The sequence below is a fragment of the Sphingomonas sp. UNC305MFCol5.2 genome, from assembly GCF_000712135.1.
GTDB lineage: Bacteria > Pseudomonadota > Alphaproteobacteria > Sphingomonadales > Sphingomonadaceae > Sphingomonas.
Genome location: NZ_JOOE01000001.1, coordinates 521059 through 547420, shown reverse-complemented (window position 1 = coordinate 547420; position 26362 = coordinate 521059). Strand labels below are relative to the sequence as shown.

Below are 26362 nucleotides of genomic sequence, written 5' to 3'. Positions count from 1 at the left end.
GGATTTCATGGCCCGCGCCGGACCGGACGAACGGCAGCAGCGACCTGTTCGCATGTGACGGGGCGCACTTCAGCCGCGGGACCTTCCTTTCATGGTATTGGTGGCAAGGCGCCGGACAAGCTGACCGAGCGAGGGATAATCCGCTCGCGCGTAAACAGAGTCCGGCCCCAGCGCCCGGGAGAGGCGGCGATTGGCCTCCGCGAGCGAATGATAAGGCAGGCTGGGAAGCAGATGATGCAGCGCGTGAAAGCGCAGCCCGACAGGGGCCCACAAGCCAGCCAGCACCCCCCGCGCGACATTGGTGCTGTCGAGGAACTGCGCGGTAATCGTCAATGGCCCACCGTCATTCTCCCATAGATGCGCAACCAGCGTGCGCATTTGGTTGAGCACAGCGACGCCCGCGAGGACACTCATCGCGATGAGGAACGACCTGACCGGCAGCATCCCCGTTGCCAGCGCCGCGATGATCGCCACCGCCACGAGGCTCGCCCCGAACTCCTGCCAGAACCATTGTCGCGCGAAGGCCCCCTCGGGCGCGCGCCGCTCGAACCTGGGATTGATCTGCAGGCCCGAGAACCGCGCGACCAGGATACGCCGGAGCGGAGGCGAAAACACCGAAAGCGGCCCAAGAATTCCGAAGCGTAGCAGCAGCGCCGCCGGCATCAGCAGCGACACGAGGAGGAAAGCGGGCAGGGTCCACGGCTTCATCAACGCCAGCGGAAGATATTCGGGATCCCGGATCGTTCCATAGCGGGTGCGGGTATGATGGATGATATGGATGCCTTCGTACATGAAGGACGGCAGCAGGGTCGGAATGCCGAGCAGGACATTCCACGCGACGCGAAACCCGGGCAGCCTCCCGGGCTGCAAATGGGTGATCTCGTGGATGAAGAGCGTCGCCCGGTAGAGCGCAAGTATCGCGGCGACGCCGCACAGGAAGGCAGCCGGGACGGAGTGCACCAGTATGGCGGCCGCCAGTGCCGAATAGCCCAGCACCGCGGAACCGAGAAAATCGCTCCAGTAGAGTAGCGGATCGGGTTGCTGAAGATCCCGCGTCACTTCCGCCGCCGTCTTCAGTAGCGCCCGGTCGTCCGGGACGCCGGACAGGCGAACGGTGCTTGCGGCGCCTGGCGCCCGCTCGGCAACCACCTTGTAGTCGTGATTCACTGGGTACCTCGCATCGATAGTTCTTGAGCATTCGGCGCAGGCGTTACTGGAAGGTGGCCCGGCGCCTCCGAAACTGCCGGGATCAGGGTCCGGGACCATCGGCGCGCCTGTCGAGTTGCTGGTATCGGTCGGGCTGGACCAGCGGTTCGACAGGCCCGCGTCCATCGTCGCAAGCGGTGGGGACGCAAGATCGCAGTCCTGCACCACCGGTGCCGTCTTCAAACCTGCAGCCTGGGTACAAACCCCACCTCCTGGTCTCGCATCGGCCCGCTGCCGTGCGAGAGTCGTTCGCTATGGACCGCTGCTGCCCGGCCAAATTGGTAAATTTACGGATGGAGGCGTCGCTCCCTTCCTCCCCCCAATCGGCCAGCGACGCGAGCCGGTGCGGAGCGCGCCCGGCGATCCCGGCGCGCTCCGCGCAACTGGGGAATCTCCGCGTTGCGGAGGGATTTCATCTCCCGAATATGCCGCACGTCTCCCGTCACCCCGATGGTGTACAACCAGGACCCCTGAACCATGATCGCCGACCCATTCGAGCTTTTCGCGGCCTGCTATGCCGAGGCAGCCGCTGCCGAACCAGATGACGCGAATGCGATGGCCCTCGCGACCGCGGGCCCGGACGGCCAACCTTCGGTGCGCATGGTCCTGTTGAAGGAATATGGCCGGGAAGGCTTCGTATTCTACACCAACTTCGCGAGCCGCAAGGCACGCGAGCTTGAAGACGGCAAGGCGGCGTTGCTCTTCCACTGGAAATCAATGCGACGGCAAGTGCGGATCGAAGGCGATGTTCGCAGGGTCAGTGACGCGGAGAGCGATGCGTATTTCGCCTTGCGGGATCGCGACTCGCAAATTGGCGCCTGGGCATCGGATCAGTCGCGCCCGCTCGACAGCCGCCAGACATTCGAGGCGCGCTTCGAGGCAGCGCGCATGCGCTTCGCAGGGAAGGTGGTTCCCCGCCCGCCGCACTGGGGCGGATATCGTGTCGACCCGGTGGCGTTCGAGTTCTGGCAGGATCGCGCCCATCGGCTGCACGAACGCAGGATATTCACCCGGGCGGGCAGGGGCTGGTGCGAAGGGCTCCTCTACCCGTAACCGCATTTCGCGGCGCACCGAGAGATCCTGTTACCGGACAAGGGCCGCAGGGCCACGGCGGTTTCCTGCGCGCAATGGGTGAGTCAGGGTCTTCCAGCGAAAGGGATGTCTGGACGGCTCGCCTTCGATAGAGGCTCGATCCGGGCTTCGCAGATATGCGCCTGCCGCTCGCAGTGGCGCAGTCCAGCGAGATCGTAGCCAATCCGCCGACTGGCCGCCACAGATCGCTATCGCCTTGTGCTCGCTGCGGAGGCAGGACGGCCGGGCCGCCAGCACCGCGATTTCTGGGCTCCGCACCTGAACCATTGCATCTGCCCGCGTGCCCGGCGCATGGCGCGAACCATGTCGAGGTTTCGCATTGGTTCACGCGGGTCGCCGCTCGCCCTCACGCAAGCCAATATGGTGCGTGATGCACTGATTGCAGCACGCGCTGTCGCGCCGGGTGATATCGAGGTCGTTCCCATCCGCACGACGGGGGACAAGATCCAGGATCGCGCGCTTGCCGAGATTGGTGGCAAGGCGCTGTGGACCAGGGAGCTCGACCGCGCGCTGCTGGCCCGTGAGATCGACTGTGCGGTGCATTCGATGAAGGACGTCGAGACGGTTCGTCCCGAGAGCATCGCGATCGCGGCGATGCTCCCCCGCGCCGACGTTCGCGATCGGCTCGTCGGCGCCGGTTCGATCGGTGCGCTGCGCGAGGGAGCGGTCGTGGGCACGAGTTCTCCACGGCGCGCGGCGCAGCTGCGCAGGCTCCGCCCCGATCTGAAGATCGTGCTGTTCCGCGGCAATGTCGATACGCGGTTGGCCAGGCTGGCCGCCGGTGAAGTCGATGCGACCCTCCTCGCGGCGGCGGGGCTCGAGCGCCTGCGACGGCATGACGTCGGCACCGCGATTCCCCTTGATGTGATGTTACCTGCTCCGGCACAGGGGGCGATCGGCATCGAGTGCCGCCGCGACGATCCGCTTGTCCATGCGATGCTGACGAGGATCGACCACCTCCAGACGCACGCCTGCGTGCTGGCCGAACGCCGGCTGCTAGCCGCTTTGAACGCCGATTGTCATTCGCCGGTCGCGGCGCTTGCGACCATCGAGGGCGCAATCATGACGCTCAGGGCCGAGTTGCTGTCCGAGGACGGCGCGGAGCATATCTTCGCCCAGGACGCCGGTGCACCGTCCGATCAGGAACTGCCGGTAGCCGTCGCGCGCGGCCTCTTGTCGGGCGCGTCGGCCGAAATACGGCGGCTGTTCAGCTGACGCGGCGGCCGCAGGGACCCGCGGGTCGTTGCATGGCAAAGGCTGAACGACGGTTCCGGGTGGATCCCATGCGCTGTTTCCCGAGATTGCGATGGTGGGCCTCCGGGGCAACCCGGTGCGCCGGAGCGCCGGGAAAAACTATGGGTCCCCAACGCCGGGTACGCCATCCACTCGAAGGTCCGAGATCGGATACATCCGCGTGGACCGATATGCATCGACTGCCCGCGTCATGCGATCGCGCTGATCGATCCACCGGGCGGCGTAGAACCGCGCCCGCTCGATCGCCTCGTGCATCGCTGCCGACATTTCGGCTACCGGTGCCGGCAGGCCGTGGTCGTCGTCCACCACGTCCGGCAACGCCCCCGCACGATCCCGCGGATTCGATCTCATTTTCCCTGGGACTTCTCGTCGCGCGTGCGTGCGGTCTCGGCGTTGGCTCTGTCGTGCGCTCTTCCGCCGGCGATGATCACTGCAAAAAACAGCCCCAACAAAAGCGTGGAGATCAAGACGATGCCCGCGATCATCCTTTGCGTGCCTGCTCGTTCGCCGGGGCCGCGTGTGTGGCGGGCAGCGCGTCAGCATTCCTCCCGCCGCCGATCGCCGCGTGTTGGGTCCGCTCAACATTGAATGTCCCGGCCGGGCAGCGGTTGCGCATGCCGCGTCCGAGAATCGCCCAGACGGATCGCGGCGCGCTCCGCTCGGATTCGATCGGCTTTTTGGTGCCCGGCGATGCAGGGCGCGAGTCTTCGCGCATTCGCCGGGACGGACGATCACCGTGCTTCGGATCGAAAGGGGTCAAGACCTCAGGCACCGGCACCCTTTGGAGTGCGCGCCGCGCCGAACGGAGAGCGCATTTCGGACGGTATCAAGCACGCCATCACGCGCGACCTCCCGGCGCGGGCTGAACGCGGGGAACGCAGTGCGCCTTCTCGTCACGGGCCGCCTGCTCGAGCGCGTAGCCGAGCTCGAGCATCAATTCGGCGGCTTCACCGGCGGACAGATCGACGACGAACGCCGTCTTTTCCGATCGCGCGTCGATCGTAATCCTGCGGCTTCCATCCGCTTTCGGGTGCGACCGGGGGTGAAGATGCCAATGGCCCGATTGCTCTTGTCGAGGCTCCCCGCAGACAATTCCAAGGCGAGGGCGTTCGACCTGCCGACGGCGCCCGGGAGCTATAGATGCCTTGCTATCCATCGCCACACCTCCCGAAGGAAACCGGGGAGCGCACAAATGGCTCTCCTGTCAGAACTGTTGTATCACACATCTTTATCATGGTATAAAGCGGTATGTTGATGTATAAAACATCATAACAAAGCAGGGGAGAGCCTTGTGGGAGTGATCACCTCTGCGAAAGTGCCGCCCGCGCGGGCGATACAGGGCCCCGGAAAAATGGGGCTTGCCGCGCCGGAGGGGGCGTCGCTGTCGACGATCTCGCGCCCGGAGGCCTTTGGCAGACGGGTGTGCGGGATGATCGGCATGCTGCTCAAACCGGTTGAAGCGCCGGGGGAGGCCTGGATTGATTTGATTGGAGCGCCTGCTTCCACGTCGGGGGCCGCACACAGGGTGCGGCTGCGCGTGGCAACCTCCCGGCCCGAGGAACGGCGCAACGGGCGTGTCGCGCGGGATGGTGTCGGGCCGGAATGTGCAAACCATGCTGCCTAGGGTTTTCCCGATCGAGTTCACGCCAAAGCTGTTCTCGGTTCTTCGCCAGGGTTATGACGGGCGCCGGCTGAGGGCCGATATTGTCGCGGGCCTTACCGTCGCGATCGTCGCCCTGCCGCTGTCGATGGCACTGGGGATCGCGAGCGGCGCTACGCCCGACAAAGGTTTGATTACCGCGGTCGTGGCCGGCCTGCTCATTTCGGCGCTGGGCGGCTCCCGCGTACAGATCGGCGGGCCGACCGGCGCCTTCGTCGTCATCGTTTTCACCGTGATCGCACAGCATGGTTATGACGGACTGGTACTTGCGACATTGCTCGCGGGCCTTATCCTGACGATCGCCGGATATTTGCGGCTGGGCCGTCTCGTAAAGTACATACCCCATCCCGTGGTGACGGGGTTCACCGCCGGGATCGCAGTGATCATCGCTTCGAGCCAGGTGAAGGACTTTCTCGGCCTTCGAATGAGCGCCGTGCCAGCGGACTTCCTGCCGAAATGGGCTGCCTATCTCCATGCGATCGGGAGTCTGAATCCGGTCGCCATCGCCGTCGGAGCCGCCGCGCTTGCGACGATCATCATTCTGCGCAGAACGGCGCCGCGCATACCAGGCTTTCTGGTCGCGGTGGTCCTTACCTCGATCGTCGTGGCTGCGCTCTCGCTTCCGGTCGACACGATCGGGTCGCGTTTCCCGAACATGGCGACGGGCATGCCCCTGCCGCACTTTCCGTCCTTCTCGGTCGAGAAGGTTCAGCAGGTTCTGCCCGCTGCCTTCACGATCGCGTTCCTCGCGGGCATCGAGTCATTGCTGTCGGCTGTCGTTGCGGACGGGATGACCGGCTTTCGGCATCGCTCCAATCAGGAAATGGTCGGGCAAGGGGTGGCGAACTTCGCCTCGGCCCTTTTTGGTGGACTTCCGGCGACGGGGGCGATTGCGCGCACCGCGACCAACATCAAGGCGGGCGGTCGCTCACCGGTCGCGGGTGTGTCGCATGCACTGTTCCTCCTCCTGTTCATACTCTTCGGCTCGAAGCTGATGGCGTTCGTGCCGATGGCGGCCCTTGCCGCCATCCTGTTCATGGTTGCCTGGGGCATGAGCGAACGCCGGCACTTCCTCGGCTATCTGCGGATGCCGAACGGCGACCGCATCGTTCTCCTGCTGACATTCGCCCTGACGATACTTGTCGATCTCACCGTGGCGATCGGCGTGGGGGTCACGCTCGCTTCGCTGATCTTCATGGCGCGGATGAGCTCGACCGTGGAGATCGGCGCCGGCTTTGACGGGGAGGACGAGGACCTGCACCAACGTGACGCGATCCCCCCGGGCGTCGAGGTGTTCCGGATGAGCGGGCCGTTCTTCTTTGGCGTGGTCGGTGGACTGATGGACACCTTCCGCGCGATGGGGCAGCAACCCCGTGCGATCATCCTCAGGATGCGCCTGGTGCCCATGATCGATGCGTCCGGGGCGACCGCGCTCGAAGGTCTTGTTGACGAAGCGCGGCGGGCAGGCATCGATGTGATCCTGTCGGGTGTGCAGCCGCAGCCGCAGGAGATGCTTCGGCGTGTGCATCTGGGCAACGGCAATGGCCGGGTCCGTTATGCGGACGACTTCGCCGGCGCGCTGCAGCTCGCGCAGATCGCCGTCGGCGGGGACACGCGAGATGCGTGACGATCGCTCGCTCATCATTGTCGAGGATGACGCGCCATATGCGAATGTGCTGGCGCGCTCGCTGGAACGGCGGGGATATCGGGTCAGGATCGCAGCCGATCCGGGCGCGGTCGCGAAGCTCCTGGACGAAGACGCGTTCCGCTACGCCATCGTTGACCTCAATCTCAACCCGGCTTCCGGACTGCCTTGCATCGAGGCACTGCGCAGAGCCAATGCGGCGACGCGCATCCTCATGGTGTCGGGCTTTGCCAATCCGGCAAACGCAGCCGAGGCGATCAGGCTCGGCGCCTGTGGCTGCCTCGCAAAACCGGTCAGCAGCGACGACATCGAGGCCGCGTTCCTGGGTGCGTGGCCAGTCGCTAACTCCCGGAGCACCTACGCTGACGACGTCTGCGATCTGTCTGCCTCCCCGGCTGCGGACACGGCCGGGAGTGACCGCAGATGACTGCGGCCCGGGTCTGCGGTTCGACCTGGCCGGGCTCCGGCTGCGACGCCAAAGCGCGGCGCGAGGCGGGCTGCGAAGCAGGCCGCTGTCCGAAAATCGTGCGGCGCGCCGGGCGCGGCTTTGACGGCGCCCGCGAAGCGCGCCGGCGCGGTGCCGCGCGATGAGCGGCCGGCCGTCGCGGCGCGGTTTCCTGGTCGTCATATTCGACCGCGAAGCCCGGACCTTCTCGGTCGAGGGACCGATCTGGAGCGAGAAGCCGTGCCGGGACGCCGTCGCGAGGACGCGCCTCGAGGGACGGGACGTCGGCTATATCCGTTATCGGGACGGGGCGGCCTGCGAATGGCGTCGAAGCGCAGCGGAGCGCTTCCGGCGAGCTTCGAAGTACCGGAGAGTGGCGATGGGCGCGATCCTTGGCACCGACCTGCGTAGCCCGGGATAGGAGCACATATGGACGAGGATTTCCGCGAAGCGGCGCGTGATTTCTTGCCGGCCGGGGACGCTGGAGCGCGGCCGGCCATGCGAATGGCAAGTCATCGCGGCCTGGCACGCGCTTGTTCGCCGGTGTTGCCGCTGGCTGGGGCACGGTCGCCGCCGGGGCCGGACTGCGCTGGTGACTATACTGGCGTGCGAACCTTGTCGCGGCCGTCACCAACCACATCAGCATTCCCGGTCGGGCGACATCCGACCGCTTGTGCCCGAGCTTCCAATCCTGGCCTTTGAAGGTGCCTGAACGTGTCACGACGAATCGATTTGAAACCGACCCTCCGCAACAGCGAACTGTATCTGAACCGGAGCAGGGCATGCCTCGAAGAGGCGAGCGCAGCTTCGCTGCCGCGCGTCAGGGAGCGCGCGTTGCGAGCCGCGACCGCCTGGCAAGAAATGTATGACAAGGCTCTGCTGTCCGAGCAGCGCTCGAGCCGCTGAGGCGGCGCCATTTGTGGCAGGAGTGCTGTGCGAAACATCTTTATCGTGGTATAAATAGCTATATTGATGCGTCATATATCACTTCATTGCGTCCGGGAGCGCCGCCAGAATGATCACCTCTGCACAGATGCGAGCGGCCAGAGCGATGCTCGGCCTCGATCAGAAGGGGCTCGCCGAGTTGGCGGGGCTGTCGCTGCCGACGATCCAGCGCATGGAGGCATCAGGCGGGCAGGTGCGCGGGATCATCGATACGTTGATGAAGGTCGTCGAGGCCCTGGAGGAAGCGGGGATCGAGTTGATCGGCGAAAACGCTCCCTCTGCCGGAAGCGGTCGGGGGGTGCGTCTGCGCGAGGCGGCGTCCCGATCCGGTGAACGGCCCGGCGGACGCGCCGGCCGCGAGGGTGTCGTGCCGAAGACGGCGAGCCATGCCGGCTAGGACGTTGCTGTTCGAAAGCACGCCCGGCCCGCTTTCGGTTCTTCGCGAAACCCGTGACAGGCCCCGGTCCGGAGTCCGTGTCACCGCAGCTCTGACGGTCGCGGCCGGCATCCGGTTGCTGTCGGTCGCTGATCGCTGGCCGACCCTGGCTGAAACGGATGTGGCCGCGCACGTGCGGCGGGTGGCACTTGCGCGGGTGCGATCTGCTGATCTTGCTCTCGGCATGCAGACTTGTCCCGCTATCGAGGAAACCGGGAAACTATCCCGATGACCGACGGCTACGCGGGGCTCTGGCCGGGTTCGTGGTTTGACGGCGATGCGCTGAGTGTCGCCGACAGCGAGGTGCTGCACGCCTGCGGCTTCGCATCCGGTCTTCAGCTGACTCCGAAGCGTGGAGCGCCATATCTGTCCGAGTTTGGCGATACCCGGGCACTTCATTTCGATCATCGCACCATCCAGAGCGAGATGAGCATCAGCAATCCGCTCGACCTGGCTCTGGACTATACGAGAGTCATGATGGGGTTCCTGCTGTTCAACCCCAGGCCCGCGACCATCGACATGATCGGGCTCGGAGGCGGCTCGCTGGCGAAATACTGCTACTACAAGGTGCCCTCGAGCGTCGTAACCGCCGTTGAGATCGATCGGGACGTCATTGCACTCCGGGGCCGTTTTCTGATCCCCGAAGATTGCGGCCGCTTCAGGATACTCTGGGGTGATGGCGCCGATTATGTCCGGCAGAGCAGGCGACAGGCCGACGTGCTGCTTGTCGACGGGTTCGATATGGACGGCCAGCCGCCCGAGCTGTGCTCCCAGGACTTCTATGATGATTGCTACCGGCATCTCGCACCGGGCGGCATTTTTGTAGTAAACCTCTGGGAGAAGCATCGGCTCTGCAAGAGCCGGATCCGGAGAAGCTTCGGCGACGAGGTCGTGGTCGTTCAGACCGAATGCGGAGACAATCGTGCCGTGTTCGCGAGAAAAGGTGGCAGCCTGGCGCAATTCACCGACGACGCAACCGGGCTGATGCATGGCGAGCGTCACGCCAGATTCCTGCCTCAGGTCGCACGACGCATTCGCCACCAGATGCTCCGTCGGGACCTGATCGGGCAAGCGGCCGAGGCTATCCGATCCTCCGCGGCAGACACCGGTACGGCATCACGCTAGCCCTTGCCGTTCGGCGCAAGCCTCGCGCCGTGGTGCCTGAATCGCGTCTCGCCCTCGATATCTCCGAGCGCCGTTCGCGGTCGGAGGGGCCGCGCATCATGCGCGAGCCCCGACCGGAGCTCACATCTGGCTTTGCAGGAAGACCACGGTCGCTCCGAACAGCAACGTGATCAGAAAAAGCCATATTCCGATGACGGCGCGGCTCGGCCGCGGGTCGCGCGGCGGTAAAGGATCGCGATTGACGATCGACGACATTGAATGTCTCCCAATGATTGGGGACCATCTGATCCTCACAGCGGCGGTGCCGGAATCCGGAAATTCACGGATGCATGGCGGCATCGTGTGCGCGAAGCAGCTGCAAGGCCCTGGGCATCGCACCGCGCGTCTCGCGCCGGTGCGTACCGCCGCTCCGGGTCCGTGACGATAGCCGGCGGAAGGCCCGGTAAAGCCAGGCTCGAGCCCATTCTGTCGAGCTTCGCTTCGATCCCGGCCGAGATTGGGGGAAACCGGACGCGCGCTGGCGCAAGCTTCGCCCGTTCCGATCGACCAATCCGTAATCCTCGTCCTTCCGGGCCAGTATGAGGACCCCGGTTGCCGATGTAGCGCGCCAAATCCCTCTCCCACTTGCGGGAGGGACATCCGCAACGGCGCGGGGAAGGGCGACCCTACCGGCAGAGCTGCGCTTCGAGCCGGTCGAGCAACGGCTGCTGGCTCGCAAGCATCACCAGGCGCGCTTCGGCGATGGTTAGCCAACATGCGCGATCGATCTCGGGAAACGAGACCAGCCTGCCGCCGCGTGGCGGCCATTCGAGACGAAAACGGTTGCTCGTGATTCGGGAAACGTCGAGTTCCTGCTCGAGCGCGAATACGTGAACCACCTTGCCCCCGGCTTGGCGGATTTCACCCAGCGGGGCGGGCGTTCCGTTGAGACGAATGCCGAGTTCCTCTTCCGTCTCCCGGCGCGCGGCCGTGAGCATATCCTCTCCGCTTTTGATCATGCCTTTGGGGATTTGCCAGCCGCCGATGTTCTTGTTACGCCAGAAGGGTCCACCCGGATGCACGAGAAGCACCTCGGTCGCGGACGAAAGTCGCCGGTAGAGAAGGATCCCGGCGCTCGCGGGTGGGCGGGAGCTTTTCGGCTTCACCATGGGAGCGGCATTCCTTCCCGTGCGCCCCTGACCGGGTGCGCCAACTCCGTATCTGTGCTCTCGCGCGTACCTGGTACCGGGTCGACAGGCGTCCCGGCCTCGCCTGCAGTGTACGCCCGGCTCGAGATTGACCCGCGAGAGCCTGTCAGCCGATCGCGCGCGTCTCGGCTTCATCGCCGGGAGATGTCGCCCCCCGCGCGTCGTCGGGGACCGGATCCTCCGGCAACCCCCGGTCCGGCACACAGGTGTCGGGTTGCGGTGGTGCAAATTCCGGCGCGGCCCGCGCCGGGTGATCCGGCGGCTCGCAAGGCGACTCGGCCGGGCTTGGCGTCAATCCGGGGTCCGCAGGAAAGATTGGCGGAGGGGAAGGCATCGTGGCGGTTCCTTGTCCTGCGCTTGCCTCGAAAGGGTGTGCGCCAGGTCTGCCTTCACAATGTGCCGGGCCCTCCAGAGGCGCTATCCGCAATCCTACGCAGTAGCATGTGGCGGCTCACCCTCACGGTCAGCGCGCCGGCCGTGATCCGGCGCATCCGGGAGGCCATCCACCTGTGCTCGCGCATCACGTGAAGCCCGCACCTGCAGACGCTCGCCCGCGCGCCCGGCATCACAATAGGGTGCCCCTGGACAGGGGTAGCCACCATCCCGGCGTCGCCTGAACGCTTCTGGAAAGGCGTCCCCAAAACCGGCCGTCGTGGCGATTTGCTACTATAATGGAGTGATTGGGCTCTCGCGTATGAGCCATGGGGGCGTGGTCGTGTCGACAGGATTGGGAGCGCTATCGTCGCAACTGGCGTCGCCATCGCTTGCCCCCTCAACTGATGGGCAGCCGCGACTTGCGGTTCCCGAGTCCAGACTGCGCTACCTGAAGTTCGAAGCTGCCCTGTTCGTTCTGCTCATCGCGACTTTCGCCGCGGTGCTCTTCAAGAGCACGATCGTCGATCGGCGATTGGCCATCGGGCCGACGGCCGCTGCGCAATATCCTCACTATGTCTACAGCGATCTGACCTCCGGCGGGGCATCAACCGTCACGGCGGCGGCAACGCCCCTGGCATGGTCGTGCCGTATCAGCGCCGGCTATGCCTATCCTTTTTGCGGTTATGGGCTGATGCTCGACAAGCGCAACGTCGGGCAAGGGCGCGATTTGTCGAAATTCGCCAAGGTCAGGCTGACTCTCAACTATCGCGGCCCTTCCGACACGCTCAAACTGGCGCTCAAGAACCGCAGAGTCCGTGATGGCAAGGCGATCGCCGGTGAAGATGCGCAGCCGAATGCACTCGAGTTCAAGGTGCTGCCGGGCAGGCAGACGATCGAGCTCAACCTCGCCGATGCGATCGTGGAGCCGTGGTGGGCAGCGGCACACGAGGCGGGCGACCCTTCGGCGGCAACCCCGACCATCGACAATGTCGTGGCAATCGATCTGCAGACCGGGGCCGGCCTGCGGCCCGGCCATCATGCCTTTCAAGTCGAGGCCCTCGAATTCGAGGGCAGCCTGCTCTCCACCGAACAATGGTATCTGCTGATCCTCGGCTTCTGGACGATGCTGGCGGCGATACGGCTCGCCTATCGCACGCTAAGCCTCAGACGCCGCCTGGCGAGGAAGCAGGCGCAACATCTGGCCGAGGCGCGGATGATGGAGGCGGCGAGGGCCGCCGCCGAGAGCGCGAGCGAGGCCAAATCCCGATTCCTCGCGAACATGAGTCACGAGCTTCGCACGCCCCTCAATGCGATCCTGGGCTATGCCCAAATCCTGCAACTGGCTCCGCTGGGTGCGCGGCATCATGACGCGGCGCGGACGATCCAGGCCAGCGGAGAGCATTTGCTCACGCTCATTGGCGACATTCTCGACCTTTCCAAGATCGAGGCTGGCAAAGTCGAGATCGCCCCCGCGCCGCTCGACCTGCAGGCAATGGTCCGGAGCGTTGCGGAGATGATGCGCGTACGCGCCGAGGAGAAGCAGCTCCGTTTTGCCTGGTCGATCGCCGTCGACGTACCGGCCCGCATCGAGGGCGACGAGAAGCATCTGCGACAGGTACTGATCAATCTGGTGGGCAACGCCGCGAAGTTCACTGAAGTGGGTCAGGTCGTCTTCAGCGTCGGCCTGGTGGAGCGCGCCAATGGCAATGTCCGGCTGCGCTTCGAGGTCCGGGATACCGGGCAGGGGATCGCGCAGGACGAGATGAGCCGCGTTTTCGCGGCGTTCGAGCAGGCCGGAACCGCCGGTACCCGTGCGAGCGGCACCGGTCTGGGGCTCAGCATCAGTCAGCAACTGATCGAACTGATGGGAAGCCGGATCGAGGTCGAGAGCACGCCAGGCGAGGGCAGCCGTTTCTGGTTCGATCTCGATGTGCCGCTCGCCGAGAGCGGTGCCATTTCATACCGTTCCGGATCGGCTGGCGAAGCCGACGGGTCGCGCGCCGCGCATGGGGCGGCTGTCCTGATTTCGCCGCCGCCCAGCCCGCCGGCGAGCCTTCTCGAGCCGTTTCGGCGCCCCGCACGCGCGGGCAACATGCGCGCCGTTTGCGCCGAGGCCGAGCGGCTGATTGGCCGCGACGCCGCCTATGCCGCGTTCGGCGAGCACGTGCTCGCGCTTGCGCGCGGCTACCAGTCCGCCGCCTTGCTCGACCTGATCGAGCGCCCGTTCCGCGAAAGAGTCGAAGCGTGAGCAATCTCGATCTGTCCTTCCGCTCGGCGAACGAAACCATTCTGATCGTCGACGACAACCCCGTGAACCTTGGCGTCGTTGTCGGCCGCCTCGAGCAGCAGGGCTATGACGTGCTCGTGGCGCTCGGTGGCGAAGAAGCGCTCACACGCGCCGAGTTTGCCAGTCCCGATCTCGTCCTTCTTGACGTGATGATGCCCGGCCTCGACGGATTTGAGACCTGCCGGCGCCTGAAGGCCAATCCCCTCACGACCCATATTCCCGTCATCTTCATGACGGCGCTCGGCGACCTGCGCGACAAGGTGGCGGCGTTCGAGGCGGGTGGCGTGGACTATGTATCCAAGCCCTTCCACTTCGAAGAGTTGCTCGCGCGCATTGCGACTCATCTGGCGCTCAAGGCAGCGCGGCAAAGCCTAGCCCTTCAGAACAGCTTGCTGACGCAGGAGATCGCAGCGCGCGCGGAAGCCGAGGCAAAGCTGCGCGTATCCGAACAAAGCTACCGGCGCCTGTTCGAGACCGCGGGCGATGGCATCCTCCTGCTGGATGCCGATTCGGGCACGGTCGTCGACGCGAATCCGCGTTTTCTCGCAATGACGGGCCAGCCACGCGGCGCGTTGAGAGGACAGGCAATCGAAGCGCTACCCGGCATGTCGGTCTTCGCCGACGCTGCGTCCATGGCCGAGTTGCGTCATTCGGGTACGCTTCGCCGCGACGAGGTTACGCTCGCCGCCGCAGACGGCTCGGAGCTGTTCGTCGATCTGATCGCCTCCTCGTGTGAGGTGGCAGGTCGCAGCCTGGCACAATATAATCTGCGCGACATAACCGACCGCAAACAGGCCGAGGCACACATCCGCTACTTGGCCCTCCACGATGCGCTCACCGGACTGCCGAACCGCACCATGTTCTTCGAGCGATTGAGCGCCGAGCTTGCCCGCGCGCGGCGCAGCGGCGGGGCCAGCGCCCTGCTGGTGATCGATCTCGATCATTTCAAACAGGTCAACGATTGTCTCGGTCATCTCGTCGGCGACCAGCTGCTTCAGGAGGTTTCGGCGCGCCTGTTGCAGTGCCTGCGTGCGGCTGACACTGCGGCGCGCCTCGGGGGCGACGAGTTCGTCGTAGCTCTGGCCGATATCGGCACGCGGGAACGCGCGGACGAAGTAGCGGCGCGGATCCTTGAGGCACTTGGCGCCCCCTTCGATCTTGACGGGCAGGTCGCCCATATCTCCGGGAGCATCGGCATCAGCCTGTTCCCCGAGGATGGCGACAGCCCGCGCGCCCTGCTGCAGGCGGCCGACACGGCGATGTACGGCGCCAAGAAGGGTGGCCGGAACACCTGCGTGCGCTACACCCATCAGCTCGACGTGCCGGGCGAACGCTGGCGCACGCTATCGCAGGACGTCCATGGCGCCTGCGGCCGCGGCGAATTCGAGATCTATTATCAGCCGCAGATCGACCTCGAAGACGGCCGCGTCGTCGGCATCGAGAGCCTGATCCGCTGGAATCATCCGCGCGAGGGACTGATTTCGCCTACGGTCTTCATTCCGCTGCTCGAGGAACGCGGGCTCATGCTCGAGGTCGGCAGCTGGGTGCTGCACGAAGCCTGCCGTCAGAACGCCGCGTGGCAGCGGAGCGGACTCGCTCCGGTGCGGATTGCCGTGAATCTCTCGGCGCAGCAATTCTATCGCGGCGACATCGTTCGCACAGTGCGGGCAGCGCTTGCCGGGGCTGCTCTGGAACCGTGCTGGCTCGAACTCGAGCTGACCGAAAGCCTGACACTGGACGACAGCGAAGCGACGCTGCGGATCATGAACGAGCTCAAGGAGATCGGGGTCGCGCTCTCGCTCGATGATTTCGGCACGGGATGGTCGTCGCTCGGCTATCTCAGCCGCTTTCCGCTTGACCGGATCAAGATCGACCGCAGCTTTGTTCGCGATATGGGAAGCCATGAGGGCACGGCCGCAATCGTCAGCAGCATTCTCGACCTCGCGCGTACGCTCGGCCTCGATTGCATCGCCGAAGGCGTAGAGACCGAGGAGCAGCGCGACCGGCTTCGCAGCAAGGACTGCCCAAGCATGCAAGGCTTTCTCTTCAGCGAGCCGGTGCCCGCCGCAGAGATGCTCTGCATCCTCGAACGCGGTGCGCGAACCGGTCCGGGCGCTATCGCAGCCGCGTCACCGGAAAGGGCGTGATAATCCTCAACCGACAGTCAGTCACGCCGGTTCGCCAGGTGTGCACGGCTGCTCTTCGGGGATGCCCGGCGTCTTTCCTCACGGCGTATCCGCCTGGTCTCGTGGTTGACGACGCTTCGCCTTCGGTAAACACGGTCGGCCTCATATCAGTCCCGGTTTTGCGATGAGAAGGGTGGGCCGGGTCTGGATCAGGCGCTTGGCCGTTTCGATCAATTTCTGCTCTGGGACTGGTTTGGTCAAAAAAATGGCCCCGTCGACTCCGAACGGAAGGTCCGAACCAACCTCGCCGCTGAGGTAGATGACCGCTATGGCCGGGTTCGAGGCGCGTGCACGCCGGGCCACGTCGAAGCCGGTCGTTCCCTCGCGTAGATTGATGTCGGTGATGAGCAGATCAAGCCGGGAGGCGTCCCGCTCGAGTATATCATACGCGTGTTCGTCGGTTCTGGACCAGCGCACTTCAGCGCCGTTTTCCTCCAGGCAGGTATGGAGGATCATCCCGATCAGGGGCTCGTCTTCAACGACGAGGATGTGCGAACCTGACAGAGTGCCTGTCACGAGGCTGGTATGGCGGGAGGTACGAGCTCTCGTCTTTCCTTAAAACGCATACACCCATTCCACTCGGCCCCGGCTCCGCCGGGAGGCACAACGTGGTCCATTGGCGCGGGTTCCCCGGCGCGGCGATTGCTGGGCCAACTTCTGCTCGATCGCGGTCGCTACGGGCAAGCGCAGATACTGTCTCCCACCCGGGTGACCGCCATGACGAGTCCGCACGCCCGTGTGGACGACGGGCGTGGCGACTATGGCTGCCTGACCTGGCTGTCGACCTTTATCATCAAGGGGGCAAGATTGCCGCGGCCGCGATGTACGGCAATGCGGCAACAAGGTCGTGGTCGTGCCCTGGTTGGAGCTGGTGGCCGTGCAACCACCACCAATTATGTGTGCCGAATTCTCACGCATTGTCGGAGCGGCTGCTGACTGAATATATCCTGCCGAGGGGCTCGGCACCCAGTGAGCGATAGCGCCGAACAGTCGCCGCGCTCAAAAGAGGTCATTCGTTGAGGCCGCCTGCGGCACGGTGCTAATGCTCACACCCACGGGTGGGCGCGCGCATACCGGTCCGATGCAACATCTATCGGGCGCCATCACTCTCGTGCAGCCGCAGATCCGCATTCGCTTCTACAGTGCGTTCAAAGCCGTGACATCGGACAGGTTTCCCGCTCCTTTGCCAGAATAGCGTCGGCAAGGACTGCTTGATGCGCCATCTGGCTGGCGACCCACGTCCTGAAGCTCTCCAGAATCCCTTGATCGACCGACCGCAGCCCGCCTCGGCCATCGGTGGTGAGCCAGCGTTCGCGTTCGGCATGCGCCATCAGATTGCCGATGTGAGCGCGCGAGACGCGGAACCTCCGCGCCAGATCTCGACAGGAAAGCGAAGGCCCACAGCCCGGCGGCGCGAAGGCGGTAGCGATGACGGCGGTCAGCACGAGATAGCCGCAGTCCCGCGTAGTGAAATGCTGCACACAGGGGTGTGGGTCGAGCAGGTTGCCATGCGCGAACACGAAGGCGGCGGAGCGATAGACGAGTTCGTTCTGCAGCCCGGGATCGGCTGCGAAGACCGATGCGCGCGATTGCGGCAGATCCTCAAGCGCATCGGCGGCCCGGAGGAAGGCGAGGGGCGAGCGCACGATCGCACCGGTGAGCGCCGGCAGAGGGGCGAGGGCGCGCGCGCGCTGCCCTTGAAGGCGCTCGATGGAAAGCAGCGATCCGGCGCGGAGCCCGGCAACGACGCTTGCGGTCTGGCGCGGGCCGAGGCTCCTCGTCGACTGGAGCAGGCCCAGTGTCGGCGGCGGACCGCCATGGTGCCGCCACGCCTGATAATGGTAGATGAGCAGGAAGCTCACCATATAGCGGCCAACCTGGTTGAACAGCTTGAGCGTCGGCCAGTCACCGCCGTCGGGCGCGATCATTTCACCACAATAGTCCGCGGTAGCCGCGATCAGCCGGGTGTCGGCAAGGAAGCGGGCCGCGCGCGCTTCAAAAGCGGCGAGCGGCGGAACGACCGAAACGCGCTCAAGCGTGGAATGCAATTTTTGGACTCCTTGCCGGGGGCGGCTGCGCAGTATCAGATTTGCCGCAACTGCGAAGCAGGTTGAACCCGCAATTTGCGCGGGAGGCTGGGTGGGGAGCAAAGGGGGATTGGCATGATCGACGAGCGGTTTACCGGCCGAAAGGCCCGGCTGTGGGCACGCGCTTCGGCGGGAGCGACGGCGGTGGCGACGGCGCTTGCGCTGGCGACGCCGGCAATGGCGCAGGAAGTCTGCACCACGACGCCCGCTCCAGGTCCGACGCCGACGGCGAGCGGCGACGGCGCACTTGCTTGCGGCGAAGGTGCGAACGCGCAGGGCGATCATGCGACCCGGGTCGGCAATAACGGCCTTGCCTACACCGACGGGACCAGCATCGGCTACAACACCTATGCCGGCACATCCGCCGTCGCGATCGGCAGTGCTGCCTCGGCAGCGTATCGTTCGGTCGCGATCGGGGGGTGGGAGGACTCCAACAACAACGGCGTTCGTGACCCTGGCGAATATACCTCCGCGTCGGGGATAAACTCTACCGTAGTCGGAAGCGGAATCACCTCGAATTCCTTTTATACGACCGCGGTCGGCAGCAACGCAGTGATCGGCCAGATGTGGGCAAGCGCATTCGGGACCGGCGCAACTGCTTCCGGAGAGCGATCGACGGCGATTGGCAGCTCGAGCCAGGCGACCCAGTTCGGGGCAGCTGCGCTCGGTTATCAGGCGCAGGCGCTCGGTAGCGATTCGCTGGCAGCAGGCAGGTTGGCTCTTGCGCAGGGAGATCGTTCGCTTGCGCTGGGCCTCTCCTCGTTTGCGGAAGACAATTATGCGGTGGCGATCGGGCAGTACGCCGATGCCGCCGGGACTTCCTCGATCGCGATCGGAGCTGGCGCCCGCACCGCCGACAACTGGGGCATCGCGATGGGCGACAGCGCCAACTCGAACGGCGGCATCGCCATCGGTACCAGCACGAGAGCAGGTGGGAGCGGTTCGGTCGCCCTGGGCGGTTTGTTCGACCTCAACGGCAGCGGCACCATGGGGGCCGAGGATTTCACGATCGTTGCCGACACCGGCACGGCCGTTGGTGCGGCGTCGCAGGCGAGCGGGGAATTCTCCTCCGCATTCGGGCTGGGGGCTCGGGCCAGCGCGACCTACTCGGGCGCCTTCGGCTATCTTTCCCAGGCTAGCGCAGTCGAAGCGCTGGCGTTCGGCCGCGGCGCCAATGCGTCGGGGATCGGCTCGATCGCGCTGGGCTCGGGATCGGTGGCGGGCGCAGACTATGTCGTCTCGGTCGGCAGCACGCTCCAGCAGCGCAAGATCGTCTATGTCGCCGCCGGAAGCGTGACGGCAGGCAGCACCGACGCGGTCAATGGCGGGCAGCTCTACGCGACCAACCAGGCTGTGGTTGCGGCGCAGACCACCGCCGACACCGCGCATGACGAGGCCGTGGCGGCGCAGAATACCGCGAACGGCGCCGTAGTAGCCGCAGCGACCGCGCAGGGAACCGCCGACAATGCGCTTTCGGTCGCGAATGGCGCGGCATCGGCAGTGATCACGGCGCAGACCACCGCCGACACGGCCGCGGCGGCTGCAGCGACGGCACAGGTCCAGGCGAACACCGCCGTCTCCGCAGCGGCGACCGCTCAGGGCAGCGCAGATCACGCGCGGACCGAAGCCGCGGCGGCGCAGGATACCGCCAATACCGCCGTGGCCAATGCCGCGGCGGCGCAGGCGCGTGCCGACTTCGCCGTAACCGAGGCGACGACCGCGCGGAGCGAGGCCGCGACGGCGCAGGCAAGGGCCGATGCGGCACACGACCTCGCGCAACAGGCGGTCTCAAGCAACGCCGTGACCGCTCAGACCGCGCAGCTCGCTCTCGATAACGCGGCCAACGCCCAGACGGCGGCGGATACCGCCAAAGCGCGTGCCGACGCCGCGCAGCAAACCGCAGACGGCGCCAGGACAGACGCGCAGGTCGCGCGGATGGTTGCCGACAACGCGATGACCAACGCCGCCGCGGCGCAGACCATTGCCAACCAGGCATTGGCGCGGACCGAGTACGTGGCGGTCAATGGTAGCGGCGCCAAACCAGCCGCGACCGGTGCCAATGCGATGGCGCTGGGGAGCGGTGCCAAGGCGAGCGGCGACAATGCCGTGGCGCTGGGCAACGGCGCGGTGGCGGAGAATGGCGCGGCGGTCGCGATCGGCTATGGCAATCGCGCATCGGGTGCGGGCGCGGTGGCGATCGGCGATCCCAATGTGGCGACCGGCCGTGGCGCGGTCGCGCTCGGGGCAGACAACAGCGCGACCGGCACCGGCGCAGTGGCGATCGGCGCGGACAGCGCGGCTAATGGACAATCGGCTGTGGCGCTCGGCTATGGCGCCAGGGCGCAGGCGGCGGGAGCGGTGGCGATTGGCGAAGGCGCCGTGGCGAGTCGCACCGGCCAGGTCGCGCTCGGCAGCAGCAGCTCGACCTATACGTTGTCGGGTATCGCCTCGAGCGCGAGCCGGGCGGCGCAGTCAGGCGATCTGCATTATGTGACCTCTGACGCCTCCGGCAACCTTGCGCTCTCCGATTTCGGGCCCGGTGCGCTCGCCCAGCTCGACCGGCAGATGAGCCTCGACCGGCGCGAGATGCGCCAGGGCATCGCCACGGCGGTCGCTATCGGCGCCGCGCCAATCCCGTCCGAGCCCGGGCGCACCAGCTATGTGCTCAACGGCGCGACCTATCGTGGCGAGCAGGCGGTGGGCGGCGGCGTCGCGCACCGGCTCAACGTCGAGGATCCGGTCGCGCTCACTGCAGGCTTCTCCTATGGCGGGGGCAAGAACACCGCTGTGCGTCTAGGCGTGGCGGGCGAGTTCTGACTCTATCGCCCGCTCTGTTCGGGGCCGGATCGTGGCTGAATCGAGCGTTAGCTCGAACACAGCTTGCGAAATAGGGAGGATGTGGGGACTCGAAGCAGATATGGGTCCGGTGCGGGTAGGCGCTTCCTATGTCGGAAGTTTCGGGTCGCAGTGGCGAGATCACGGGGTGCGCGCGACAGTCAGCATCAGATTCTGATGCACGTCTCCAGCGAGTGCCGAGGCTTCTTGGCACTCGCTATGGTGTGTCGTCCAGAGCTGGCTTCGTTGACCGAAGCCCGATGTTCCGCTGCCGGCCCATGAGCTGCCGGACAGGAATGCGCCCTCATTGCTGACGTTCGACTGGCCTCGACGCGTTACCGAGAGCTGCCATCCGTTCGAGCTTTGGCGCAACCTCAAGTTTCGCGATCGTTTGCCTGTCGAAGCAGCCACTTTCCCCAATGGAACATGCCAAATCCGATCGCGAACGGAATGCCACCGACCACCAGTGGCAAGAGCAGAACGGAAGGTTCCTGGAATACCATTCCCGCTCCCATGACGACGATCACCAGCGAGCACAGCCCGCTACAAGTCATGACCAGGATACCCACGCCGAGCAGCAGGCCGCCAAAGAGCTGGCTCATCGATCGGCCCTCGCGCGCGCAAGCACTCCCGCGCCCTCGGCACCCGGGCGGTAGAAGCTGTTATAGGTGTCGAACGGTATGATCTGGCCCTCGGGAGTGACGAAGTGGACGCAACTGCGCTTCACTGTCGCCAGGTCGAAATTGTACCGGTCCAGGAACTGCAGGATCACTACCCGGAAGCTGTTGGCATAGCCCAGGTCCTCGGGAACCAGCGCCTGGGGCAGGCAGCACAGGACGCCGGCGAGCTTCTCCTCGGTATTGCACTGGGTGGTGGCGAGGCTCAGCAGGTCGAGGATCGCCTGGCGCAGTGCCGGATAGGCCTCGTAACTGATCGTGTTCGGCCCCTGCAGGATCAGCTCGCGCGGCAGCAGCGAGGTGATCGGCGTCACCGTTCGACCGTCGCGCAGGCCATAGCCAATGCAGATCTGGTCCGGATTGCACGGTAAGGGGATCATGTCCCCGGCGTCGAACACGCCTGCCTTGGCAACTTCCCGCCGGATCTGGCTGAGAAGCATGCGGTTGGCCTTGCCGTCGAAGCCCTCGTTGCGCCCGGCGTCCTGCACCGGCTGGAAGGTGACGCCGCGCACACAGGACCATTCGAGCGCGTGGCTGACGATATCGGCGATCTCGCCGTCATTCACCCCACGCTTCACCACCGCGACGAGCGTGGTGGACAGGCCGACGCGTTCGAGCGCCTCGAGCGCCGCGCGGCGGATGCGCGAGAGGCGCGCACCGCGCAGGTTGACGAGCGCATCATCGTCCAGGCTGTCGAACTGGAGATAGACTTCGAGCCGCGGGGCGTAGCTGGCCAGGCGCGTCACGAATGCCTCGTCCTGCGCGATCCGGACACCGTTGGTGTTGATCATGACGTGGCGGATCGGACGGCGCTTCACTGCGTCGAGTATCTCGAAGAATTGCGGATGCAGGGTCGGCTCGCCGCCGGAGAGCTGGACCAGGTCCGGCTCACCCTCGCTTTCCACCAGGGCATCGAGCATGGTCTCGATCGTGGCGAGCGGCAGGTGGCCGCCATGCAGGTCCTCAGCGTCGGCGAAGCATACGGGACATGCGAGATTGCACGCCGAGTTGATCTCGACGATCGCGAGGCAGCTATGCTGCTCATGGTCGGGACAGAGGCCACAATCGAACGGGCAACCGGCCTCGGTGCGCGTCTGGGTACGCAGCGGCCGATCGCCGGGCTTCAGCCAGTCCTTCTGCGATCGCCAATAGGCGAGATCGTCGCTTATCAGCGTCTTCTGGACACCGTGCACGCGGCAGCGCTTTAGATAATAGACCTGCTCGTCCTCGATGATCACCTTCGAGGGAACCGTTTCCAGGCAGGTCTCGCACAGACTCGTGGTCTGGCCGTGGAAGATATAGGGCGCCGCCTTGCGGTCAGGCGACAGCTGGACGGGCGCGTCCGCGAGCGATCCAGAGGAGTGCATAGACGCTGAGTCCGATCATCACGAAGTGGAATATGTTGAACGGGCCGATGAGCCTTGGATAGGGCTTGAGGAATTCCCAGGCAAATCGCTGCACCGCGTAGAACAGCACGAAGGCGTGAAAGCCATGTTGCGTCGCCCAGCGGCGCTCCCGCGCTAGGGCGAGCCAATAGACGGCGAGGAACGCTGCCATGGCGAGCGATTCATAAACCTGCACGGGGTGCCGGGCGATGCCGTCTCCGAGATCCACGGCCCAGGGCAGGCTCGTCGCGATACCGTAGGTCTGGTCGGCCAGGCCGGCGAACAGGCATCCCCAGCGCCCGACGATAATCCCGAGCGCCAGCGGGATGACAAATGGACCGCCGGTAGAGCCACGGACGCCGCAAGCCCATTTCCACAGCTCGACCGCGACGATCGCGCCGGCAAGGGCGCCGGCGATCGAGTGCGACAGGACCGGATGCGCGTCGCGGAGCGTATTCAGCGACCCCAGCAACCAGGCGCCGATCGCACCGCCCAGTGCGAGGCTGATGAAATATCCCGGCGCCGTCTGGCGGGCGAGACCTTCGACGCTCGTGCGACGCCGGCGATACACCCAGCGCGCGCCCAGGAACGCAGCAATCCACGCCGCGAGGTCGCCGACATAATGATACCAGGGTGCGGCGGCGATATGGATCACAGCTGTCGTTATCACGGATCGCGAGCGCCGCGGAACCCGTGGCACGCCGGATTCAAGCCGCAATCGCAATGCTTCGACTGTTCTCGAACTATATGGACAGCCCGACAACTATTCGATAATCATCGAAGAATGTTGAGCCCACTCGACGCCGTCGAATCGCTTGCCGCGCTTGCCCAGGAGCATCGGCTCGCGGCGTATCGCCTGCTTGTCCAGGCCGGCGACCTCGGACTTTCCGCCGGGTCGATCGCCGAGCGGCTCGGCCTGCCGCCAAGCTCGCTCTCTTTCCACCTGACCCACCTGGTGCGCGCCGGCTTGATCGAGCAGCAGCGCCAGGGGCGCTCGCAGATATACCGGGCGAATTATGTGGCGATGATCAGCCTGATCGATTTCCTGACGGAGAATTGCTGCGGCGGTGCAGCCTGCGGGCCCGCCATCGCCTGCGCGCCGGCAACTCGGGAGGACGCCGCATGACCGACGTGACCATCTGGCATAATCCGGCGTGCGGCACCTCGCGCAACACGTTGGCGATGATCCGGGCGACCGGCGTGGAGCCGACCGTCATCGAGTATCTCGAGACCCCGCCGTCGCGCGCCAGGCTCGTCGACCTGATCGCCGCCGCCGGGCTGACGCCGCGCGCCTTGTTGCGGCAGAAGGGCACGCCCTATGTCGAGCTCGGGCTCGACGATACGAACCTGGGCGACGCGGCGCTGGTCGACGCGATGCTCGCGCATCCAGTCCTGATCAATCGCCCCCTGGTCGAGGCGCCACTCGGAACACGCTTGTGCCGACCCTCCGAAGTCGTGCTCGAGATCCTGCGCGATCCCTTGCCGGCCGATTTCGTCAAGGAAAACGGCGAGGTCGTGCGCGCATGATCGTGCGCGACGCCAGCCCGAACGATGCGGCCGCGATCGCCGCGATCTACGCGCATCATGTGCTCCACGGCACTGCGACCTTCGATACCGAGCCCCTGCCCGTGGAGAGCTGGCGGCAGAAGATCCTCGAGATACGCTCCAGGGGCTGGCCAATCATCGTGAGCGAGCAAGACGGTGCCGTCACCGGCTATGCCTATGCGACGCAGTTCCGCGACCGCCCGGCCTATGCCGCGACCTGCGAGAACAGCATCTATGTGGCACCCGATGTGCTCGGCGGCGGGATCGGCACGGCGCTGCTGTCCGCGTTGGTCGAGCGTGCCAGCCAGCGCGGCTTCGAACAGGTGATCGCGGTGATCGGCGGCGGCGAGCCGGCCTCGGTCGCGCTCCACGCCAAGCTGGGCTTCGTCCATGCCGGGCGCATGCGCGGTGTCGGCCGCAAGTTCGGGCGACTGCTCGACACCGTCTATATGCAGCGTACGTTGCCTGGAGGTGCCGCCGCATGAGCGCGCTCCCCAATATCGATCCCGCCTTTGCTGACCCGTCGCTGTCGCGGGTGCTCGATACCCCCTGTATCGCGTCCCATTCGCCGCGCATCTTGCTACTCTATGGGTCGCTTCGCGAGCGCTCCTACAGCAAGCTGCTGATATTGGAGGCGGAGCGGCTTCTGCAGGCCTTCGGGTGCGAGACGCGGGTGTTCGATCCCGCCGGCCTGCCGATGCCCGACAGCGTCGCCAGCGACCACCCCAAGGTTGCCGAGTTGCGCGCACTCTCGCTCTGGTCCGAGGGGCAGGTCTGGTGCTCGCCCGAGCGGCACGGCGCGATCACCGCAATCCTGAAGGCACAAATCGACTGGCTGCCGCTGGAGGATCGCGGCATCCGGCCTACCCAGGGGCGCACGCTCGCCGTCATGCAGGTCTCCGGGGGGAGCCAGTCGTTCAACGCGGTGAACACGCTACGCCTGCTCGGTCGCTGGATGCGGATGATCACCATCCCCAACCAGTCGAGCGTGCCCAAGGCCTATTCCGAATTCGACGACGCCGGCAGGATGAAACCTGGCCCGCTCTACGATCGCGTCGTCGATGTGATGGAGGAACTGGTCAAGTTCACGCTGCTGACCCGCGGCCGCAGCGCATATCTGACGGATCGCTATTCGGAGCGCCGGACAGAAGGCCGGCGCCCGGCGGGTGCCGAGCATCTTGCCGCCCTCTCCGAACTGGCGGCCACCGCCAAGTGACCGCGCCGCTCGCGCGTCGCCTGCTGGCCGAGGGCTTCGGTTCGGCCATGCTATTCGCGGCGGTGATCGGGTCCGGAATCATGGCGGAGCGCCTGGCGGGCGGCAACGTCGCCTTGGCGCTCCTGGCGAACAGCGCGGCGACCGGCGCAATGCTGTTCGTGCTGATCACGATCCTGGGCCCCATCTCCGGCGCCCATCTCAACCCGGCGGTTTCTCTCGTCATGGCGATTCGCGGCGCGCTCGGGTGGCGCGACATCGCGCCCTATGTGCTGACCCAGCTGCTATGCGGCATTGCCGGGGCGTGGCTGACGCATCTCATGTTCGAGGTCCCGATACTGCAGGTCTCGACGCACATGCGGACCGGGCCGGGACAATGGGCCGGCGAGGCCGTCGCGACGTTCGGACTTGTCCTCACCATCCTCGGCATCGCACGACAGCGGCCGTCCCTGGTGCCTGCTGCTGTCGCGCTGTACATCACCGCCGCCTATTGGTTCACCTCGTCGACCAGCTTCGCCAACCCCGCGATCACGGTTGCGCGAAGCCTTACCGACAGCTTCTCCGGCATCGCTCCGCGCAACGTGCCGATGTTCATCCTCTTCCAGCTCGCCGGGGCACTCCTGGGCGCAATGGCAGTGAATGTGCTGTTTCCGAAATCCTTCGCGAGGGAAGGTGAGCGGCCGCTTTATCCGGGCGCGCTCCCGAAAGCGGACTGACTGCAAACGGCCCGCTTCCAGCCATCGGATATCGATCGCCCCTGCGAGATCCAGCCCGCCA

At 65.6% G+C, this 26362-nt stretch carries 24 protein-coding genes; 14 read left to right on the top strand and 10 right to left on the bottom strand.

The features are described from left to right. Nucleotides 1-69 precede the first annotated feature (69 nt). Nucleotides 70-1167: a fatty acid desaturase family protein gene (locus BR78_RS0102720; protein WP_231478102.1), complete on the bottom strand. Its 1098-nt coding sequence runs from the start codon at nucleotides 1165-1167 to the stop codon at nucleotides 70-72. 516 nt (nucleotides 1168-1683) lie between these two features. Here BR78_RS0102720 and pdxH point away from each other — a divergent pair. Then, nucleotides 1684-2259: a pyridoxamine 5'-phosphate oxidase gene (pdxH, locus tag BR78_RS0102715; RefSeq protein WP_029934761.1), complete on the top strand. Its 576-nt coding sequence runs from the start codon at nucleotides 1684-1686 to the stop codon at nucleotides 2257-2259. A 330-nt stretch (nucleotides 2260-2589) separates the two neighbouring features. Beyond that, entirely contained in the window at nucleotides 2590-3513 is a 924-nt protein-coding gene (hemC, locus tag BR78_RS0102710) for a hydroxymethylbilane synthase (protein ID WP_029934759.1), read from the top strand. A gap of 138 nt (nucleotides 3514-3651) precedes the next feature. On the opposite strand, the gene BR78_RS0102705 is transcribed toward hemC, so the two are convergent. Together BR78_RS0102705 and BR78_RS21535 are read right to left on the bottom strand one after the other, a co-directional pair. Then, complete coding sequence (locus BR78_RS0102705) at nucleotides 3652-3903, bottom strand: hypothetical protein (RefSeq protein WP_197021257.1); 252 nt, start codon at nucleotides 3901-3903, stop codon at nucleotides 3652-3654. Further along, on the bottom strand, nucleotides 3900-4037 hold the full coding sequence (locus BR78_RS21535) for a hypothetical protein (RefSeq protein ID WP_156022195.1): 138 nt from the start codon (nucleotides 4035-4037) through the stop codon (nucleotides 3900-3902). Before BR78_RS21535 ends, BR78_RS0102705 begins: the two co-directional genes overlap by 4 nt. A gap of 1089 nt (nucleotides 4038-5126) precedes the next feature. Here BR78_RS21535 and BR78_RS0102690 point away from each other — a divergent pair. The 4 genes from BR78_RS0102690 (at nucleotide 5127) to BR78_RS0102665 (ending at nucleotide 9808) form a co-directional block, all read left to right on the top strand. Further along, a complete protein-coding gene (locus BR78_RS0102690) occupies nucleotides 5127-6839 on the top strand; it encodes a SulP family inorganic anion transporter (protein WP_231478100.1) in 1713 nt (570 codons plus the stop codon). Beyond that, nucleotides 6832-7284, top strand: a complete 453-nt coding sequence (locus BR78_RS0102685) for a response regulator transcription factor (protein ID WP_051683167.1) — start codon at nucleotides 6832-6834, stop codon at nucleotides 7282-7284. Before BR78_RS0102690 ends, BR78_RS0102685 begins: the two co-directional genes overlap by 8 nt. Nucleotides 7285-8317: 1033 nt before the next feature. Further along, the gene (locus BR78_RS0102670; RefSeq protein WP_029934741.1) at nucleotides 8318-8644 is read left to right on the top strand and encodes a helix-turn-helix domain-containing protein; all 327 of its coding nucleotides are present in this window, start codon (nucleotides 8318-8320) and stop codon (nucleotides 8642-8644) included. Between the two features lie 267 nt (nucleotides 8645-8911). Continuing rightward, nucleotides 8912-9808 carry a hypothetical protein gene (locus BR78_RS0102665; RefSeq protein ID WP_081855580.1) on the top strand — a complete coding sequence of 299 codons (897 nt, stop codon included), beginning with the start codon at nucleotides 8912-8914 and terminating at the stop codon, nucleotides 9806-9808. A gap of 120 nt (nucleotides 9809-9928) precedes the next feature. On the opposite strand, the gene BR78_RS22295 is transcribed toward BR78_RS0102665, so the two are convergent. Further along, nucleotides 9929-10063: a hypothetical protein gene (locus BR78_RS22295; RefSeq protein WP_269320198.1), complete on the bottom strand. Its 135-nt coding sequence runs from the start codon at nucleotides 10061-10063 to the stop codon at nucleotides 9929-9931. Between the two features lie 410 nt (nucleotides 10064-10473). Further along, nucleotides 10474-10956: an NUDIX domain-containing protein gene (locus tag BR78_RS0102650; RefSeq protein ID WP_029934737.1), complete on the bottom strand. Its 483-nt coding sequence runs from the start codon at nucleotides 10954-10956 to the stop codon at nucleotides 10474-10476. Between the two features lie 913 nt (nucleotides 10957-11869). Here BR78_RS0102650 and BR78_RS0102640 point away from each other — a divergent pair. Next, a complete protein-coding gene (locus tag BR78_RS0102640) occupies nucleotides 11870-13618 on the top strand; it encodes a sensor histidine kinase (protein ID WP_197021256.1) in 1749 nt (582 codons plus the stop codon). After that, nucleotides 13615-15804, top strand: coding sequence for a putative bifunctional diguanylate cyclase/phosphodiesterase (locus BR78_RS0102635; protein ID WP_051683165.1), 2190 nt, complete (start codon nucleotides 13615-13617; stop codon nucleotides 15802-15804). Before BR78_RS0102640 ends, BR78_RS0102635 begins: the two co-directional genes overlap by 4 nt. A 141-nt stretch (nucleotides 15805-15945) precedes the next feature. Here BR78_RS0102635 and BR78_RS0102630 read toward each other — a convergent pair whose 3' ends face one another. Together BR78_RS0102630 and BR78_RS0102625 are read right to left on the bottom strand one after the other, a co-directional pair. After that, the gene (locus BR78_RS0102630) at nucleotides 15946-16359 is read right to left on the bottom strand and encodes a response regulator (protein WP_051683164.1); all 414 of its coding nucleotides are present in this window, start codon (nucleotides 16357-16359) and stop codon (nucleotides 15946-15948) included. 632 nt (nucleotides 16360-16991) lie between these two features. Then, nucleotides 16992-17891, bottom strand: coding sequence for a hypothetical protein (locus tag BR78_RS0102625; protein ID WP_051683163.1), 900 nt, complete (start codon nucleotides 17889-17891; stop codon nucleotides 16992-16994). Nucleotides 17892-18005: 114 nt separating this feature from the next. On the opposite strand from BR78_RS0102625, the gene BR78_RS20785 reads away from it, so the two are divergent. After that, a complete protein-coding gene (locus BR78_RS20785; protein WP_051683162.1) occupies nucleotides 18006-20747 on the top strand; it encodes a YadA-like family protein in 2742 nt (913 codons plus the stop codon). A 392-nt stretch (nucleotides 20748-21139) separates the two neighbouring features. On the opposite strand, the gene BR78_RS0102615 is transcribed toward BR78_RS20785, so the two are convergent. From BR78_RS0102615 to BR78_RS0102605, 3 genes are read right to left on the bottom strand one after another with little or no spacing between them, the layout of a single operon-like run. Beyond that, on the bottom strand, nucleotides 21140-21367 hold the full coding sequence (locus tag BR78_RS0102615; protein ID WP_029934723.1) for a hypothetical protein: 228 nt from the start codon (nucleotides 21365-21367) through the stop codon (nucleotides 21140-21142). Continuing rightward, the gene (locus tag BR78_RS0102610) at nucleotides 21364-22809 is read right to left on the bottom strand and encodes a radical SAM protein (protein WP_029934721.1); all 1446 of its coding nucleotides are present in this window, start codon (nucleotides 22807-22809) and stop codon (nucleotides 21364-21366) included. The genes BR78_RS0102615 and BR78_RS0102610 overlap by 4 nt, the downstream gene beginning before the upstream one ends. After that, nucleotides 22760-23482, bottom strand: coding sequence for a prolipoprotein diacylglyceryl transferase family protein (locus BR78_RS0102605; protein WP_029934719.1), 723 nt, complete (start codon nucleotides 23480-23482; stop codon nucleotides 22760-22762). Before BR78_RS0102605 ends, BR78_RS0102610 begins: the two co-directional genes overlap by 50 nt. Nucleotides 23483-23611: 129 nt before the next feature. Here BR78_RS0102605 and BR78_RS0102600 point away from each other — a divergent pair, with 129 nt between their 5' ends. From BR78_RS0102600 to BR78_RS0102580, 5 genes are read left to right on the top strand one after another with little or no spacing between them, the layout of a single operon-like run. Then, nucleotides 23612-23953 carry an ArsR/SmtB family transcription factor gene (locus BR78_RS0102600; protein WP_029934717.1) on the top strand — a complete coding sequence of 114 codons (342 nt, stop codon included), beginning with the start codon at nucleotides 23612-23614 and terminating at the stop codon, nucleotides 23951-23953. Further along, nucleotides 23950-24354, top strand: a complete 405-nt coding sequence (gene arsC / locus BR78_RS0102595) for an arsenate reductase (glutaredoxin) (protein ID WP_029934713.1) — start codon at nucleotides 23950-23952, stop codon at nucleotides 24352-24354. The genes BR78_RS0102600 and arsC overlap by 4 nt, the downstream gene beginning before the upstream one ends. Then, nucleotides 24351-24857, top strand: coding sequence for a GNAT family N-acetyltransferase (locus tag BR78_RS0102590; protein ID WP_029934711.1), 507 nt, complete (start codon nucleotides 24351-24353; stop codon nucleotides 24855-24857). The genes arsC and BR78_RS0102590 overlap by 4 nt, the downstream gene beginning before the upstream one ends. Continuing rightward, nucleotides 24854-25588, top strand: a complete 735-nt coding sequence (arsH, locus tag BR78_RS0102585) for an arsenical resistance protein ArsH (RefSeq protein WP_029934702.1) — start codon at nucleotides 24854-24856, stop codon at nucleotides 25586-25588. The genes BR78_RS0102590 and arsH overlap by 4 nt, the downstream gene beginning before the upstream one ends. Next, nucleotides 25585-26301 carry an aquaporin gene (locus BR78_RS0102580; RefSeq protein WP_269320197.1) on the top strand — a complete coding sequence of 239 codons (717 nt, stop codon included), beginning with the start codon at nucleotides 25585-25587 and terminating at the stop codon, nucleotides 26299-26301. Before arsH ends, BR78_RS0102580 begins: the two co-directional genes overlap by 4 nt. Nucleotides 26302-26362: the final 61 nt, after the last annotated feature.

What these genes read in the sequence shown, in the direction of transcription:
- pdxH (WP_029934761.1), top strand. Translation starts at nt 1,684, where the DNA reads ATGATCGCCGACCCATTCGAGCTTTTCGCGGCCTGCTATGCCGAGGCA.
- BR78_RS0102665 (WP_081855580.1), top strand. Translation starts at nt 8,912, where the DNA reads ATGACCGACGGCTACGCGGGGCTCTGGCCGGGTTCGTGGTTTGACGGC.
- BR78_RS22295 (WP_269320198.1), bottom strand. Translation starts at nt 10,063, where the DNA reads ATGTCGTCGATCGTCAATCGCGATCCTTTACCGCCGCGCGACCCGCGG.
- BR78_RS0102615 (WP_029934723.1), bottom strand. Translation starts at nt 21,367, where the DNA reads ATGAGCCAGCTCTTTGGCGGCCTGCTGCTCGGCGTGGGTATCCTGGTC.
- BR78_RS0102590 (WP_029934711.1), top strand. Translation starts at nt 24,351, where the DNA reads ATGATCGTGCGCGACGCCAGCCCGAACGATGCGGCCGCGATCGCCGCG.
- BR78_RS0102670 (WP_029934741.1), top strand. Translation starts at nt 8,318, where the DNA reads ATGATCACCTCTGCACAGATGCGAGCGGCCAGAGCGATGCTCGGCCTC.
- BR78_RS0102610 (WP_029934721.1), bottom strand. Translation starts at nt 22,809, where the DNA reads ATGCACTCCTCTGGATCGCTCGCGGACGCGCCCGTCCAGCTGTCGCCT.
- BR78_RS0102685 (WP_051683167.1), top strand. Translation starts at nt 6,832, where the DNA reads ATGCGTGACGATCGCTCGCTCATCATTGTCGAGGATGACGCGCCATAT.
- arsH (WP_029934702.1), top strand. Translation starts at nt 24,854, where the DNA reads ATGAGCGCGCTCCCCAATATCGATCCCGCCTTTGCTGACCCGTCGCTG.
- hemC (WP_029934759.1), top strand. Translation starts at nt 2,590, where the DNA reads ATGGCGCGAACCATGTCGAGGTTTCGCATTGGTTCACGCGGGTCGCCG.
- BR78_RS0102600 (WP_029934717.1), top strand. Translation starts at nt 23,612, where the DNA reads ATGTTGAGCCCACTCGACGCCGTCGAATCGCTTGCCGCGCTTGCCCAG.
- BR78_RS0102705 (WP_197021257.1), bottom strand. Translation starts at nt 3,903, where the DNA reads ATGAGATCGAATCCGCGGGATCGTGCGGGGGCGTTGCCGGACGTGGTG.
- BR78_RS0102650 (WP_029934737.1), bottom strand. Translation starts at nt 10,956, where the DNA reads ATGGTGAAGCCGAAAAGCTCCCGCCCACCCGCGAGCGCCGGGATCCTT.
- arsC (WP_029934713.1), top strand. Translation starts at nt 23,950, where the DNA reads ATGACCGACGTGACCATCTGGCATAATCCGGCGTGCGGCACCTCGCGC.
- BR78_RS21535 (WP_156022195.1), bottom strand. Translation starts at nt 4,037, where the DNA reads ATGATCGCGGGCATCGTCTTGATCTCCACGCTTTTGTTGGGGCTGTTT.
- BR78_RS20785 (WP_051683162.1), top strand. Translation starts at nt 18,006, where the DNA reads ATGATCGACGAGCGGTTTACCGGCCGAAAGGCCCGGCTGTGGGCACGC.